At 51.9% G+C, this 15732-nt stretch carries 14 protein-coding genes; 4 read left to right on the top strand and 10 right to left on the bottom strand.

Features of this window, described 5'->3' with window-relative positions; all coding sequences use genetic code 11:
* Window positions 1-124: 124 nt before the first annotated feature.
* From LY85_RS05460 to LY85_RS05445, 4 genes are all read right to left on the bottom strand, one after another.
* Window positions 125-958, bottom strand: a complete 834-nt coding sequence (locus LY85_RS05460) for a carbohydrate ABC transporter permease (RefSeq protein WP_038325199.1) — start codon at window positions 956-958, stop codon at window positions 125-127.
* Between the two features lies 1 nt (window position 959).
* Complete coding sequence (locus tag LY85_RS05455) at window positions 960-1835, bottom strand: sugar ABC transporter permease (protein WP_038325198.1); 876 nt, start codon at window positions 1833-1835, stop codon at window positions 960-962.
* Window positions 1836-1905: 70 nt separating this feature from the next.
* Window positions 1906-3198: an extracellular solute-binding protein gene (locus LY85_RS05450; RefSeq protein ID WP_141825796.1), complete on the bottom strand. Its 1293-nt coding sequence runs from the start codon at window positions 3196-3198 to the stop codon at window positions 1906-1908.
* Window positions 3199-3271: 73 nt separating this feature from the next.
* A complete protein-coding gene (locus LY85_RS05445) occupies window positions 3272-4603 on the bottom strand; it encodes an alpha-glucosidase/alpha-galactosidase (protein ID WP_141825795.1) in 1332 nt (443 codons plus the stop codon).
* Window positions 4604-5055: 452 nt separating this feature from the next.
* Between LY85_RS05445 and LY85_RS05440 the strand changes: the two genes are divergently transcribed.
* The 4 genes from LY85_RS05440 (at window position 5056) to LY85_RS05425 (ending at window position 9640) form a co-directional block, all read left to right on the top strand.
* On the top strand, window positions 5056-6051 hold the full coding sequence (locus tag LY85_RS05440; RefSeq protein ID WP_141825794.1) for a LacI family DNA-binding transcriptional regulator: 996 nt from the start codon (window positions 5056-5058) through the stop codon (window positions 6049-6051).
* 108 nt (window positions 6052-6159) lie between these two features.
* Window positions 6160-8709: a PEP/pyruvate-binding domain-containing protein gene (locus LY85_RS05435; RefSeq protein WP_141825793.1), complete on the top strand. Its 2550-nt coding sequence runs from the start codon at window positions 6160-6162 to the stop codon at window positions 8707-8709.
* 195 nt (window positions 8710-8904) lie between these two features.
* Entirely contained in the window at window positions 8905-9390 is a 486-nt protein-coding gene (locus LY85_RS05430; RefSeq protein ID WP_141825792.1) for a methylglyoxal synthase, read from the top strand.
* Window positions 9391-9409: 19 nt separating this feature from the next.
* Window positions 9410-9640 (top strand): HPr family phosphocarrier protein, encoded by a 231-nt coding sequence (locus LY85_RS05425; protein ID WP_141825791.1) that lies wholly within the window; start codon window positions 9410-9412, stop codon window positions 9638-9640.
* Between the two features lie 124 nt (window positions 9641-9764).
* On the opposite strand, the gene LY85_RS05420 is transcribed toward LY85_RS05425, so the two are convergent.
* The 6 genes from LY85_RS05420 to LY85_RS05395 all read right to left on the bottom strand — a co-directional run bounded on the left by LY85_RS05420 (window position 9765) and on the right by LY85_RS05395 (window position 15695).
* Window positions 9765-10127, bottom strand: coding sequence for a NifB/NifX family molybdenum-iron cluster-binding protein (locus LY85_RS05420; protein ID WP_141825790.1), 363 nt, complete (start codon window positions 10125-10127; stop codon window positions 9765-9767).
* 167 nt (window positions 10128-10294) lie between these two features.
* Entirely contained in the window at window positions 10295-10771 is a 477-nt protein-coding gene (locus tag LY85_RS05415) for a DUF134 domain-containing protein (protein WP_141827984.1), read from the bottom strand.
* 130 nt (window positions 10772-10901) lie between these two features.
* Window positions 10902-12008 (bottom strand): GTP-binding protein, encoded by a 1107-nt coding sequence (locus LY85_RS05410; protein ID WP_141825789.1) that lies wholly within the window; start codon window positions 12006-12008, stop codon window positions 10902-10904.
* An 88-nt stretch (window positions 12009-12096) separates the two neighbouring features.
* On the bottom strand, window positions 12097-12918 hold the full coding sequence (locus LY85_RS05405) for a TIGR03943 family protein (RefSeq protein WP_141825788.1): 822 nt from the start codon (window positions 12916-12918) through the stop codon (window positions 12097-12099).
* Window positions 12918-14486, bottom strand: a complete 1569-nt coding sequence (locus LY85_RS05400) for a permease (RefSeq protein ID WP_141825787.1) — start codon at window positions 14484-14486, stop codon at window positions 12918-12920. The genes LY85_RS05405 and LY85_RS05400 overlap by 1 nt, the downstream gene beginning before the upstream one ends.
* Window positions 14487-14702: 216 nt before the next feature.
* Window positions 14703-15695: a YeiH family protein gene (locus LY85_RS05395; RefSeq protein ID WP_141825786.1), complete on the bottom strand. Its 993-nt coding sequence runs from the start codon at window positions 15693-15695 to the stop codon at window positions 14703-14705.
* Window positions 15696-15732 lie beyond the last annotated feature (37 nt).

The raw sequence follows: 15732 nt of genomic DNA, 5'->3' as shown, positions 1-15732 counted from the left end.
CTCGCAAATCCTTAGCCATTTTTAAAGTTAATCGACTATACGGAAATTTTTCATTGCGGCATAGGAATGTAAAAACAGGCGGATCGCCCGGAAAACGGGTCGATCCGCCTGTGTCTGTTTTTCTTTATTTCATGCCCGAGATGGTAACGCCCTTGATGAACTGCTTCTGGAAGCAGAGCAGAAGGATGGTCACCGGGAGCATAATCAGTGCGGAGGCCGCCATGACGGCGCTGATATCGGTGGAATGTGCGTCGGAGAAGTAGGTCAGCGCCAGAGGGAGCGTCATGCTCTTCAGTGTGGAGAGCATAATCAGAGGGTTCAGGTAATCGTTCCAGATATCCAGGAAGGTGAAAATCGCCAGAGCCGCAACGCAGGGCCGCAGCTGCGGCAGGATGATGCTGGCGTAGATGCGGAAATCTCCCGCGCCGTCCAGCTTCGCGGCTTCGCAAAGACTGTCCGGAATTTCGTCGCAGAACTGCCGGCAAAGGTAAATGCCGAACCCGGATACGATCGCCGGAATGATCAGCGCCTGCAGGCTGTTGTACAGGCCGACCTGATTGATAATCAGGAAGCGGGGGATCATGGTGATCTGGCTGGGAACCATCATAGTGCTCAGCACCAGCCAGAAAAGAAAGTTTTTCCCCTTGAAGCGGTATTTGGAAAACACATAGCCGGTGATCGTGCTTGTAAAGATGACCGCCGCCGTTACGGTCACGGACACGATCACGCTGTTTTTGAACCAGCTGAAGAACGGCGATTTTGTCAGAACGGTGATGTAACCGGAAAGCGTCCATTTGATCGGCATGACTTTTCCGGGGTTGTACAGAACCTCGCGGGTGCTCTTGAACGAGGTGAGCATCATCCAGATGTAGGGCGCAATAATGAGCAGGGCGAAAACCATCAGGATGACGGCGATCACAACATACAGCTTGTAGTATTTTCTGGAATTGCTTGCCATCTTAATACCCCCATTCCACGCGGTTGAGCCGCTGCTGAATGATTGTGACGATCATAATGAGAACGAAGAGAACGACCGCGATTGCGGACGCGTAGCCCATATCCTTGGTCTGGAAAGCGGTTTTGTAGATGTAATAGGTAAGAACGTTTCCCGAGTTTTCCGGACCGCCCAGCTTGGCAAGAACCTGGAACTGCGCGAACATCTGGAAGTGGGAGATAATCGTCATGGCCACGACGAAGCTGACGGTTCTTCCCAGAAGCGGCAAGGTGATATAAAAGAACTTTTTCACCATGCCCGCGCCGTCGATTTCGGCCGCCTCATAGAAATCCGTGGGGATTCCGTCCATACCTGCGGAAAACAGGATGATGTTGTAGCCGATATCGGCCCAAAGCGTGAAAATAATGATGGCGGGCATCACGTAGCTTGCGGTTCCCAACCAGTTTACCGGGGAAATCCCGAAGAAGGTTTTGAGCATATTGTTGATCAGGCCGTACTTGGTGGCATAGAGCCCGCCCCATACCACGCTGGAGGCGATCAGCGGCGCCACGCAGGGCATGAAGAAAATCACCCGGAAGAAGCTCCGGAATTTCGGCCACGGCAGCATACTGATCAGCTGCGCGAGCACAAGGGTGAGGAATATATTCAGAGTAACGGTAATGCCGACAAATATAAGCGTGTTTGCGGTGGATTTCAGGAAGATTTTATCCGACATCAGCTTACCGAAGTTTTCAAATCCAATAAAATGGTTGATGGCTCTGAGCGGGTTGTAATCAAAAAAGGAAATCGCAAGGCCGCCTACAATGGGGAGTACGAAGAAGACTGCCAGCAAAATAAAAATCGGGAGCAGCACAAGGTAGACAAAACGGTTGTTTTTCACGGGTCGATCCTCCTTAGAGAGACGGCGGGCTCTCTCCTTTGTCAAAAGCCCGCCGTATTTTCATGTGCAGTTATTTTTCCGCGTTCATTGTGCTGTCGAGTTTTTCAAGCGCTTCAGCCACAGGGGTCTTGTTGTTCACGATATCAATAAAGGTGTTTTTTACATTTTCCTTCAGCTTATCCGTGTTGAAATAACCGATGAACTTGCCGCCGTCCAGAATGTTTACCAGCGGCTCAAGATAAGGCATCGCTTTCAGCAGCTCCGGATTGTGGGCCGCGGTTTTGGATGCGGGCACCATGCCGCAGGCAATGTTGTAATCCAGCACTCTGTCGGGATCGGTCCAGAATTCAACGAATTTCCATGCCGCTTCCTGATTTTTCGAGGAAGCGTTGACTGCCAGCCCCCAGCCGGTTTCCGCTGCGAACAGCTTCTGCGAGCCGTAGAACGGCATTGCAACGTACTCGAAATCCTTGCCGTATTCCAGACCGTCAACATTGATGCCTTCCGAGACCGTCCACGGTCCGCGGGGAACCATCAGCTCCTCGTCGCTGGTGAAAAGCTTCTGATAGGGCTCCGTGTCGCTGGCGTTGGTCAGGCCGTCGAGGTTCGTGATCTTATCAACGGCAACATAGTCCACCAGCTTCTGCATGGTTTCAACGCCGACAGGATTGTTGAAGTTGAACTTGTCGCCCTCCATGTATTTGCCGCCGGAGGAAAGAATCATGGACAGCCAGGTGTAGGGAAGCGTATCCCATCCAACGAAATCCAGTCCGCGAAGGTGATACACCGCGCCGTCGGAGGAGGAATTCTTCTTGGCGATGTTGATCATATCGTCCCATGTGGTGGGGTACTGAATGCCCAGCTCCTTGAATTTCGGGGTGTTGACCAGCAGCCCGCCGTATTCGATGTTGAACTCCAGCGGAACGCCGTAGTACTTTCCGTTGTAGCCGAAGGACCCGATTACAGGCTCGTAGCTGTCCGCCTTGACCTTCTCCATGTATGTATCCGGTACAGGAGAGAAAGCGCCGGTCTTGGCGTAATCGATCGCCCAGCCGCCCCACAGCTGATAAACATCCGCCCCGCCTTCCTTGCTCAGCAGGGAGGTCTGCGTCTTGGATTCAAACTCGTCATAGGGAAAAGATTCACGTACCACTTTAATGTCGGGATTCGCCGCTTCAAAATCCGCGATCATTTTGTCCTGAGCGGGGTTCCAGTTTTCGTCGATATGGGACCACAGGGTAATCGTGGTGGTGCCCGATTTGCCTGCGGCCGAGGAATCGGAGTTTGCAGCGGGTGCACCGCACCCGGTCAGCAGGGAAGCTGCCAGAGCGACGGCAAGTACACAAGATGTAAACTTTTTCATTTCAATCCTCCATTGTTTGAATTTTATTGTATCTTACCTGCTGCGGGAGCAGGGCGAGCCAAAATAAATCGATTTAAATGGCGAGCGATTTGAAATAGGTCAGGTATTCCTTGTTTTTATCCAGCATTTCCTGGGTCATCTGTCTGGTTTCCGCCATGGAGAGTACGGCGGAGGTAAGGGGATCGAACAGAACCGCCTGGAAAATTTTCCACGGGTCCCCTTCGATTGCGCCGTCGATCGCCAGCTCCTCGCAGCGGGAAGAGGTGTTGACCAGAATCGCGAGGCCGTCGGGCAGGTTGCCGACGTGGAACGGGCGGATTCCGGCGCGGGAGGCCAGGACGGGTACTTCCACACAGGCTCCGGCGGGAAGATTGTCGACAAGGCCGAAATTCCTGAGGTTTCCGTTAAACTCGAACGGAGTGTGGTCGCCGAAAACGGCGTTGAAAATATTGGAAGCGTATTCGTCGCCCCTGCTGAGATCGAACTCTTCCTCTTCCAGCATCTTCTGGAATTCGCTTTCCCAGGAGCATTCCCTTTTCAGATACTCATCCAATATGTAGGCGTGGGCGCCCGGGTTCCAGCCCGTGCCGTGTGTGCAGTATTTTTCAATTAAATCCGGACGTTTGCGGAACCAGGCGTTGTACTCGGAATTGTGTCCGGACGACTCCGTCGGGTAATAGCCCAGATTGAGGAACATTTCGGACCTGACCGGTTCTTCCGCCGCGACCTCCGGCTTTTCCAGCACCGCTTTTTTCAGCAGCGGCAGCGCGTCCTGTCCCTTCCAGTCCATCTTCAGGTAAAACGCCTGATGGTTGATACCGGCACAGGTGTAGGTCAGTTCCTCCGGCTTCGCGCCGATAAAGCCGGCAAGCATTTCCGCGGTACCCTGTACGCTGTGGCACAGGCCGGTTACGTTTACCTTGGTCTGGCGTTGCAGGTATCCGCACAGAAGCGCCATGGGGTTTGTATAGTTCAGAACGATTGCGTCCGGGCACAGAGCCTCCACGTCGCGGATGATCTCCAGCATAACGGGCGCGGTCCTTAAAAACCGGAAAATACCGGACGGCCCTCTTGTATCGCCGACACAGATATCGACCCCGTATTTTGCGGGGATTTCAATATCGTGGCGCCATACGTCGACCCCGCCCTGCAGAATGGTGATCAGAACGCCGTCCGCCCCCTTCAGGGCCTCGCGGCGGTCCAAAGTCGCCGTTACCTTTGCGGGGTAGCTGCCTTTTTTAATTATTTTTTCCACTGCCTTCCTGGAATAGGAAAGCCTTTTGGAATCGATATCCATCAACGCGATTTCACAGTCCCGAAAATCGTCAAAGGTAAGGATATCACGAACCAGGTCTCTTGTAAATTCCAGGGATCCCGAACCGATGAAAGCAAATTTTTTTGACATATTACATACTCCTATCCGCGGTTGTAAATGAATCGATTAGTGAAACAATAATTTGTTTTCTTAACAACCTGAAAGTATTGTAGCATTGAAAAATCAATTTGTAAATCATATTTGTCAAAAATATCTCATTGAAATGTATTTTTGTGATTAATTTTAATAAATATATCTTAGCTCTGTGAAATATCACAAGGATTTTTCTGAAAATCTGCGGTAATATTTTAGGAAAATAAATTATTATTTTAGTAAACAAAGCTTAACGGTTATGATTTTCAGATTCGCCTGCTTTTAATTTGTCCTTATTCGGCCGCCAATATTGCAAAATAATCTTTCTTTTGAGAAAATCGCAGAAGGATAACTTTCCTTTTTCAGCTTTTTTACTTTGGATTGACATTTTATTGGCGAATGCTTATAATTTGTTTGGCAAACAACTGCGCATTGATAGGAGGAACACGATGTCGACAATCAGGGATGTGGCAAAATATGCGGATGTGTCCATTGCCACGGTATCGCGAATTTTGTCCGGGGATGCGAATTATAAGGCGACCGAAAAGACGCGCAAAAGAGTAAAGGACGCCGCCGTCGCTCTCAATTATTCTTATAAACGGCGGGTGCCGAAGGTGCAGGCTAAAAATATCTGCTGTATTTTGTCCATGACTGCGGAAAAATACGCAGACCCGTATTTTTCCTCCATTTTATCGGCGCTGGAAAGCAGGCTGCTGGAGCATAACTGCATCATTACCACAGTGCGCAACTACAGCGAGCTGAGCGATCCCCAGAAGCTGGATCTCACCTTAGGGCGGGACCTGGACGGGCTGGTCATCATGGACGACCTTCCAGAGGATGCCTTCCGCTACGTCTGCAGCCGTGTCAGGTATGTGGTGGGCTGCGACACGGCGTACGGCAATCTGGATAATATCGGCTTCGATCTGTTCAATGCGTCGGTTCAGGCTGTCCGCCATCTGATCGACCGGGGGTACCGCAAAATAGCCTATGTCGGCGGCGCCAATTTGAAGGATTTCCGCAGCGACAAGCGGCAGATCGCCATCCGTTCCACATTGGAGCTTGCCGGGCTGGAGTACCGTCCGGAGTGGATGCTCGACTGTAAATGGGACATCGGCGTTTGCCTGAATGATGTCCGCGGGCTTTTATCGCTGCCTGCGGAAGACCGCCCCGACGCGATCTTTGTCGGAAACGATACGCTGGCGTCCGCCGTGCTTCCCCTGATTAAGGAAATGGGACTTACCGTTCCGCAGGACGTCGCGGTGATCGGCTTCAACAACGACTCCATATCCTCCTACACTTTCCCCGGCCTTACGACTGTTTCCGTACCTGTTCAGGAGATGGGGAAAACAACGGCGGATGTTTTGTACAGCCGCATCTGCGGAGATGCCGGCATGGTCCGGAACATTGTGTTTCCGACGGAGCTGGTGATCCGGTCCTCCACCTGAATGCGATCATAACATAATAAAAAACGGCGCCGCAGAAATGCGGCGCTGTTTGTGTTATAATAAGAAAAAATTGTTTACGGAAAAGAATCGGCAAAACGGAGGTGCAGCATGAACATACATGAACGGGTAAGCACCGGGCTGGGCGGCTTTGACCGGGTGATCGACAGCCTCAGGCTGGGGGACAACGTGGTCTGGCAGGTGGATACTGCGGACGATTATCGGAAAATGGCGGAACCGTTTGTCGCACAGGCGAAGCGGGATCACAGAAGACTGATCTACGTCCGTTTTGCCGGACACGAACCGATTCTGCAGGACAGTCCGGATATCAGGCTCTATCGGATCGAGGCGAAGAAAGGCTTTGAAAGCTTTGTCGCCGAAGTATACAGTCTGGTGAAGCGGGAGGGCAGAAAAGCTTTCTATGTCTTTGACTGTCTGACCGATTTGCTGGAATACTGGCATTGCGACCTGATGATCGAAAACTTTTTTAAAGTGACCTGCCCGTTCCTGTACGAGCTGGACACGGTCGCCTATTTCGCGATCATGCGCAACATCCACACCTACGGCACCATTGCCGGAATCCGTGAGACGACGCAGCTTCTGCTCGACCTGTATCAGGTCGGCGGCAAATTCTATATCCATCCGCTCAAGGTGCTCAAGCGCTATTCCCCCACCATGTTTTTTCCCCATCTGATCCAGGAGGGGGAGGCGGTCTCCATCACGTCCAGCGCGGACGCCGCCGAGCTTTTTTCCGGAATCAGCCGCGGGGAAGAGCGGCTTGACTACTGGGACGTGATTTTCAACCGGGCGAAAGAGGCCGTCCACCTTGCCCCGGAACGGCAGGAAGAGGTCAAAAGGGACCTGATGTCCATGCTGATCGGGGAAAAGTCCAGAATGTTTGAGCTGTGCGACCGCTATTTTACCCTGAACGATATCCTGATGATCTATGCCCGGGAGGTCGGGACAGGGTTCGTCGGCGGCAAAAGCGTTGGTATGCTGCTCGCCCGGAAAATACTGGAGAAGGACGGCGGAAACCGGTTCACTCCCTTTCTGGAGCCCCACGACTCCTATTACCTCGGCTCCGATCTTTTTTATACCTATCTTGTTCAAAACGGCCTGTGGAAGCTGCGGATGAAGCAGAAAACGGAAGGGGGCTATTTCAAATACGCCCCTGAATTGAAGGAAAGGCTTCTGCACGGCAGGTTTTCGGAAACGATTCAGGAGCAGTTCCTCCAGATGCTCGAGCATTTCGGCCAGTCTCCCATTATCGTGCGTTCCAGCTCCCTGCTGGAGGACAATTTCGGTAATGCTTTCGCCGGGAAGTACGACAGCATCTTCTGCGTGAATCAGGGCACCCCCGAGGAGCGCTACGAAGCCTTTGAACGGGCGATCCGCACGGTTTACGCCAGCACGATGAACGAAGACGCGCTTTCCTACCGGATCAGCAGGGGGCTTTCCGAAAAGGATGAGCAGATGGCCATTCTGGTCCAGCGCGTTTCCGGGGATTACCACGGGGAGAACTTTTTCCCGCATCTTGCCGGCGTAGGGAACTCCTCCAATCTTTATGTCTGGGATAAAAGCGTCGACATGGAGGCAGGGATGCTCCGTCTGGTGTTCGGGCTCGGTACCCGGGCGGTGGACAGAACGGTCGGCGACTATGTCAAGATCGTCTGTCTGGACGACCCTCTGCGAACTCCGCCGACGGATTACGACGATCAGCAGAAATTTTCCCAGCACTTTGTCGATGTCCTTTCTCTTCCGGAAAACGCTTTGACCGGCAAGGGGCTGGAAGAAATTTTGTCGTATGACATCCATACGGACAGGGAGCTGTTCGCCGGACAGGACTTCCGGGCGGCCGCGCGGCTGCGCGAGCTGGGGTACAGCGACAAAAAAATACCGCATATCCTCCACTTTGAAAAGCTGCTGAAAACGACGGAGTTTCCCCGCTTCATGAAAGACCTGCTGGCGCTTCTGTCGAACGTATACAGCTATCCTGTGGATGTTGAATTTACGGCAAATTTCAGGCAGGACCGGTCCTTTAAAGTGAACCTTCTGCAGTGCCGTCCGCTGCAGACGCGGGGTCTGGGAAAATCCGTGGAAATTCCCGCACTCACGGATGAACACGACTGCTTTTTCGCTTCCGAGGGGAATTTCATGGGCGGGAACGTGCATTTGCTCATTGATTATGTCGTTTATGTACACGCGCCCGCGTATCTGAATCTGAGTGAACAGAATAAATATATGGTCGCGCGGCAGATCGGCATGATCAATACCGCACTGAAGGGGAAGAATGTCCTGTTGATGGGCCCCGGACGCTGGGGGACGACAACGCCGTCTTTGGGTGTCCCCGTGCATTTTTCAGAGCTCTGCAACATGGCGGCGATCTGTGAGGTTGCGTCGCCCGCGGAGGGACTGATGCCGGAGCTGTCCTATGGCAGCCACTTTTTTCAGGACCTTGTCGAAACGGGGATTTTTTATGTGGCGATTTTTAACGGACAAAAAAATGTGATTTTTCATCCGGAGCGGATTTTGGAAAAGAAAAATATCCTTTCGTCCATTCTGCCCCAGAGCGGCCAGTTTGACGATGCCGTCCGGATTGTACGAACGGACGGGATGGAAATCTTTTCAGATATCCTCACACAGCGCCTTTTATGCAGATGATTCCGGAAGGTTCTGCGGCTTTCAGCACCGCTCCGGAGCATTCGGATTCCCTTGAACTCCCTGTGGTCATCTGCTATAATATGGTAGATCGCCGAATGATTATCGGGATTTGATCCGGAGACTTTATAAACAATAGAAAAATCATTTCAGGATACGAGAAGAGCCGATGGAAACAATAAGACAGGAGAATGATTTATGGATAATGAGTTTATTACCTTTACAATCGGAAAACAGAAAAAAATCGCTCTGATTGCCCATGACGGAAAAAAACAGGAACTGATTGAGTGGTGCGCGAAAAATCAGGATGTTCTGAAAAACCATTTTTTGTGCGGCACCGGAACGACGGCAAGAATGGTGACCGACCGGACAGGCCTTCCCGTAAAGGGCTATAACAGCGGACCGCTTGGCGGCGATCAGCAGATCGGCGCTAAAATCGTGGAGGGAAATATCGACTTTGTGATCTTCTTTTCCGATCCTCTGGAAGCACAGCCGCATGATCCCGACGTAAAGGCATTGCTGAGAATCGCCCAGGTGTACGATATTCCGATAGCAAATAATAAGGCGACCGCCGATTTCATGATTAATTCCAGCCTGATGAATCAGGAATACGAGCATCAGGTCATTAATTTCCGGCAGAAGGTAATCGACAGGGCCAATAACCAAGGAAAATCCATTCAGTAAGGAGATAGGAAATCAGATTATGATGACTGTGAAAATACTTTTGGACAGCATTGAGAAGGTAAAAAAATTCACTTCCAGCATCAGCAATGAGGAAGTGGACTTTGAAATTATTGAAGGAATGCATATTGTGGACGCCAAATCGATTATGGGGATTTTCAGCATCGATTTGTCCAAGCCTCTTCAGCTGAACATTCATTCCGACGATCAGAAAATTCTGAATAAAATTAAGGATTATATTATTGAGAAATAAAAAGACGGCATGAATATTCATACGGAAGCTACTTTCAGCCGTTTCCGTCAAAAAGCATCTGGAAATAAGCAGTACCCGAAAAGGCGATTCGGCCTTTTCGGGTACTGTTCTTTTTCTGTCGGCGTTATTCTCCGCACTCATCCGCGTGCTGATGTTCGTGGCAAACCGAACCGGAAGACTTCAGTGTGCCGTTCAAATAGCTGTCGACCGCGGCTTCGGTCTCACCGGTCACTCCGGTAAAGATTTCGATCCCTTTCTCTTTAAAAATTTCCGCCGCCCCGTCGCCCATACTGCCGGAAATGACGACCTTTACTCCGCGATCGTTCAGGAAATTCGGCAAAAAACCCGGTTTATGGCCGGGATTTGGAACAAATTCCCTGTCCGTGATCTGCCGGTTTTCCGTTTCAAAGAGTGCAAATCCTTCACAATGGCCGAAGTGCCCCGTTACCAACCTGCCTTTGTCGTCGCTTGCAACTGCAATTTTCATTTTCCGTTCCTCCTGATTTTTTGTAATCTGTAATATTGCGATGCCCGAATTTTGATCTTATGCCCATAATTATAATGCGATAATGGGCATATGTCAATATCTGCCGATGAAATCGCATAAAAGAAGGCCAAAGGAATTTCCTTTGGCCTTTCTGTATCGTTCGTGTTTTATTCGTTGTTTCCGCCGAACCAGCAGCAGTTTCTGCGGCAGAATTTCCCTTTGCAGTTTTTGCCGCAGCTTACTTCCTTTGACCCACAGGAAGGGCAGGCGTAATCGCCGTTCCCAATCGGAGCAAGGCTTTCAAAGCTTTCCGTCCACTCTTTGCCGCAGCTCCGGCACTTTACCGGGCAGATATTACGCGTGAAGGTTCCGCCCTCCACATGGATGGTTTTTCCGTTAATCAGGCTGTCCGCGATCTTTTCCCTTGCGGAAAGCAGGATACGCTGAAAAGTCGGGCGGGATACTTCCATCCTTTCGGCGCATTCGCCCTGCTCCAGCCCTTCCAGGTCTTTCAGGCGTACGGCTTCCAGCTCCTCCAGCTTGAGGATGTTTTCCGGGACTTCCGCGGCCTCTGTTTCGGAGGGGACAAAATAGGGGATGGCAGGGATATTTTCAATTTTTCTCCACTTGGTTGGTCTTGCCAAAACGATCAGCTCCCTTTCGGGCAAATTCCCCAACTTGCCTGACAACATACCTGGTTTCTCCATCAGTTTACAGTCAAGGGAGCCGGATGTCAATATCCCGCAGAAATCGGGTCCGGCAAGGCAAAGGCCGTCAGACGCCGAAGAGCTCCGCCAGCGCCGGGCGGTTGAGTCCTACCCCGATCACGCACAGGCGGCCCGTATAGTCGGGGGCGATCGGACGAAGCTCGAACTCCTCCGGGACGAAATCGAACTGTGTCCAGTCCTTCTCATCCATGGGCACAATCCCCTTTGCGCGCAGAACCGTGCCGTATTTTTCGGAATCGGAGAGTATTTTCAGAATATCCCTGATTTCTTTTTCGGAGAAGGTGCGCGGCGTTTCCACACCCCAGTTCTCAAACACATCATCGGCGTGGTGATGTCCTTCGCAATGATGATCGTGCACATGGCCCTCCCCATGGTGGTCATGCTCATGCTCTTCGCAATGGCGGTCGTGCACATGGCCTTCCCAGTGGTGGTCATGGCCTTCACAGTGATCCCCGTGTTCATGCCCATGTCCTTCGCAATGGTGGTCGTGCTCATGATCCCCGCAGTGGCCGCCGTGCTTGTGCGGAGCTTCCTGTTCAATCAGCGGAACGGCGCCTTCCTGTTCCGCCGCGGTGATGATGGTCTCCGCGGAAAGCTCCTCCCACGGGGTCGTCATGATCTTGGCGAAAGGATTGCGGGCTTTGATATCCTTCACCACTTCCGAAAGCTTTTCCGCTTCGACTTTCTGAGTCCGGCTCAGAATGACTGTCTTTGCGCATTCGATTTGATTGCTGAAGAATTCTGAAAAGTTTTTGATATACATTTTGTATTTTATAGGATCAACAATTACTGCCTGTATATTGATTTCGCTGTCCGACTGAGCGATGACCTTTCTGCAGGCCTCTGTAATGTCGGAAAGCTTGCCGACGCCGGAGGGCTCAATGATGACCCTGTCCGGGTGGTATTTTTTCAATACATCCTTTAAAGCGGCGTCGAAGTTCCCCAAAAGGGTACAGCAAATACAGCCGGCGTTGATCTCTCTGATCTGGATTCCCGTGTTTTTCAGGATTCCCCCGTCGATCCCGATCTCTCCGAATTCATTTTCAATAATGACCACTTTTTCCGAGGACAGCTTCTCGTTCAGCAGTTTTTTAATCAGGGTCGTCTTTCCGGAACCCAGAAAGCCCGAAATAATATCGATTTTTGTGCTCATTGAGTTTCCTCACTTTCCTGTCATGGAATTTTTGCCGGCGTCCCAAAGCCGGTGCAGCCGTCCGCCGGGAATGCCAGCAGCCGCTGCGTCAGTAGGTGAAATAAATATACTCCTGCTTCGCCTTTTCCGCCTTTTCGATTTTGGTCACGTAACAGACGGGCATCGTCTGCCCCTGGTAGTTTTCAATCTTGATTTCCCCGGTCACCCAGAGCCATTCGCCGTCCTGATACTGGGAAGCCGCGCTGCTGCGGCACAGAACCCCGCAGGGCTGCAAATCGGCGGCACAGCAGACCATGGCGTAGCGCGCCGGGACAAATTCGCTGGCTCCGAACGTGTTCATGCGGAAAACCTGCCCTTTCATCTTCAGGGTTTTTCCCTCGTACTTTTTCATGTTTTCATTGATATCCTGATACCAGCTTGCGAACTGTTCGTCGGTGACGGTAATGACTCCGTTTTCATCCTCTCCGGGCACGTTGGAGGAAGGGGAGGAAACCTCGATCCCAATATCGTCTTTGCTGGTTGTGGTGTCCGGTATCACGGTCCCTTTGTCCGGCGCTGAAGAAACGGGGTTTTGCGCGGCAGCGCTGCTGAGCGTGCTTCCGGCGGAAATTCCGAAGGAAATCGCCTGGCTCTGGACCGCTCCCACCGGGATCAGGACCGCGGTGAGGATGGGAATTACCAGAATCATATTTTTGAGCGGCCTGGCATTGTGCTTCGGCGTTTTTGAGTAACGCAGCATAACGACGCCGATCAAAAACAGAAAGGCGGCGGCGAACCACAGAAACCCGAACAGCCGGGGATGAATATAATTGGAAGCCTTACCCGAAATCAGCGCAAAGACAAACAGGACGGAGAGCGCCATACAGATCAGCGCCTGAAAGATCAGTTCGGAATTCGCTTTTCGTTTCATTATTTGCCTCCTATCAGAAAAACGGAAAACAGTAAAAAGACGGGGTAAGCAATCGTCAGCAGAGTACAGGCCAGCCTTACGATAAAGCTCTTTTTAAAATTGCTGCCCAGCATCAATAAGTTGGAAAGGTCAAGCATGGGACCCATTACGATAAAGCCCATGACCGCCGCCATAGGAAAAATATTCAGAAAGCTTCTGCCGATAAACGCGTTGGAGGTGGAGCAGACCGACATGAAAAAGGCGGCCAGCAGCATCAGCAGCAGCGGAAGAATGATTCGGGAGCCCGTATTGCTGAAGTAGGAAACGGGGACCACCTGCTGCAGCACGGCGCATACGAAAGCACCGGCTACAATATATTTTCCCATCGTAAAAAATTCCTGGCCGGAAATCAGAAGCACCGACTCGGCCTTTGCCGCCGCGCCGCTTCCCTGTACATTGACCGTCGCCGCGGAACAGGAGCAGGCCGCGGAGGAAGAGAGAAAGACGTCTTCGGTCCGGACATGCGTCAGATTCAGGACCAGACCCGCGAGCAGCGCCACCACCGTTCCCAGCAGGACGCGGTACAGCGCGTATTGCGGCTGCCCCGGGAACGCGTAAATCGTAGACAGGATCGTAATGGGGTTCATGGCCGGGGCAGCCAGCATAAAGACCATGGCCTTTGATAAAGGGACGCCCTTCTGGGTCAGCCGTGAAGCGATCGGGACGATTCCGCAATCGCAGATGGGGAAGAAAAAGCCGGATACCACGGCCAGCGGATACCCCAGCCACTTATGGCCGGTAAACATCCGCACAAGAGTATCGTCCGAAACAAAAACCTGCAAAAGTCCGGAAACAAAAGAGCCGACCAGCAAAAACGGTACGGCCTGCATCAGAATGCCGATAAAGATCATGTTGATGCTTTTGATATAGGGAGGCGCGTTCAGAAAGAAATGGATGGCAAGGAAATACAGGGCGACCAGCGCGGCTGCCGTGCCGATTTGCTTTTTTTTGCGCAGGCTGTTTTCTTTCCGCACTTCCTCCGGCTTGAGGACCCGTGCAGCGTACTGTTCCGCCGCCGCCTCCGTAAAGCAAAGCTCCGCCGTGCGGTTGCAGCTTTTTACCGTTGCTTTCAGCGCGTCGGTATCCCCGCCGCAGCGGTTAAAAAAGACCGCGTCCGCGTTGCTCAGCTGATTCAGCATCATGCTTCCCGTATTTTTCATATAGAGAGGAAAGGTGGAAGCCTCGGCGCAGAACAGAATCCGGTCGATCCGGTAATCCGCAGGCAGCCGCACGCGCAGCAGCTGCTCGATCGGCCATGTCCCGTTGTACTCGATCAAAATGAGGTCGGGGTCAAGCTCTTCCTTCATTTTGCTGAACAGCCTTTTCCGTATTTTTTCCGGCTGTTCAATCTGTGCCAGAACAACGTCCTTATTTGCCATTGCGGAAGCGCGGAATTCCGTCAGCCCTTCTTCGCACTGTAGAATTACAATCCGGCGGTACTCTTTGCAGTATTCCTGTTCCAGTATCTTTTGGATCAGCGTGGTTTTTCCGCTTTCCAGAAAACCGCAGATGATTTCAATTTTCGTCATCTTCAGAGCCCTCCGCGGAAATTCTGTTTGCGGAGCTGCCCGCGTGCTGTTTTTATCATGATGCCTTCCTCCGCACAGAATAATATGGTCACAATGTCGGGAAATAGAAAGTCCATATGCAAATGATTTTCATTTACACATGGACTTATTGTAATAGCGGTTTTCCATTTTGTCAAGCCGCACGCTTGAGCGCGCAGAGGGGATAAAACGCTGAAATTATACTCGAAGTATAAAATGCTGTACCGCCAGAGAGGTGACCGAAAGGACCGCCCAGCAGAGAAAACCGAGCAGAATCGGTCTGCCGCCGCTCTTTACCAGCTTTACCAGATTGGTGTTCAGCCCGATTGCCGCCATAGCCATCACAATAACGAATTTGCCTGCCTGCGATAAAAAGCTCCCCATTCCGGCGGGCAGGGGCAGAAAGGTGTTGGCGACCGAAGCAAGAATGAATCCCAGCACGAACCACGGAAAAATTTTTGTGATGCTGTAGCCTCCCTTGCTGCTTCCGGCTTCCTTTTTTCCGGTATAAACCGCCAGCACAAGCGTAACGGGGACGATCATCAGCGTTCTGGTCAGCTTGACGATGACCGCCAGATTGCCAGCCGCGTTGCTGAATGTGTACCCGGCGGCGACAACGGAGGAGGTGTCGTTGACCGCGGTACCCGCCCAAAGGCCGAAGCTCTGGTCGCTCATGCCGAGAGCATGTCCCAGAAAGGGAAACAGGAAGGCGGCGATGACGTTGAACAGAAAGATCGTCGAAATGGAATGCGCGACTTCGTCGTCGTCCGCGTGAATGACGGGCGCGGTCGCCGCAATCGCCGACCCGCCGCAGATGGCGGAGCCGACCCCGATCAGCGTTTTGGTGTTGCCGTCCAGCTTTAAAAGCTTACCGGCAAAATAGGAGGTCAGAAAGGCCGCCGTAAGCGTAAAGGCCATTAACACGAGCGTTTGCTTCCCGACCTTAAAGACGTTGAACAGGTTCATTTCAAAGCCCAGCAGGATGATGGAGTACTGCAGCAGCTTTTTGGAAGTGTAGCCGATGCCGTCGTCGAACTGCCGCGGCCTTTTCCAGAAAGCCAGCAGCATGCCGAACAGGATACCCAGAACGGGGCTGCCCACAACGGGAATGATTTTTCCGATCAGCCACGCGGGGATGGCGATCACCGCCGTCAGGGCAATGCCCGGCAGCTTTTTGAGCAATTTATTCATTTCATTCTCTCCTTCGCCGTTTATCATACGCCTTGAC

The sequence above is a fragment of the Clostridium sp. KNHs216 genome (assembly GCF_006714885.1).
Classification (GTDB): Bacteria; Bacillota; Clostridia; order Oscillospirales; family Acutalibacteraceae; genus Caproiciproducens.
The sequence above is the reverse complement of the archived record's forward strand: the minus strand, read 5'-3'. Positions and strand labels throughout refer to the sequence as shown.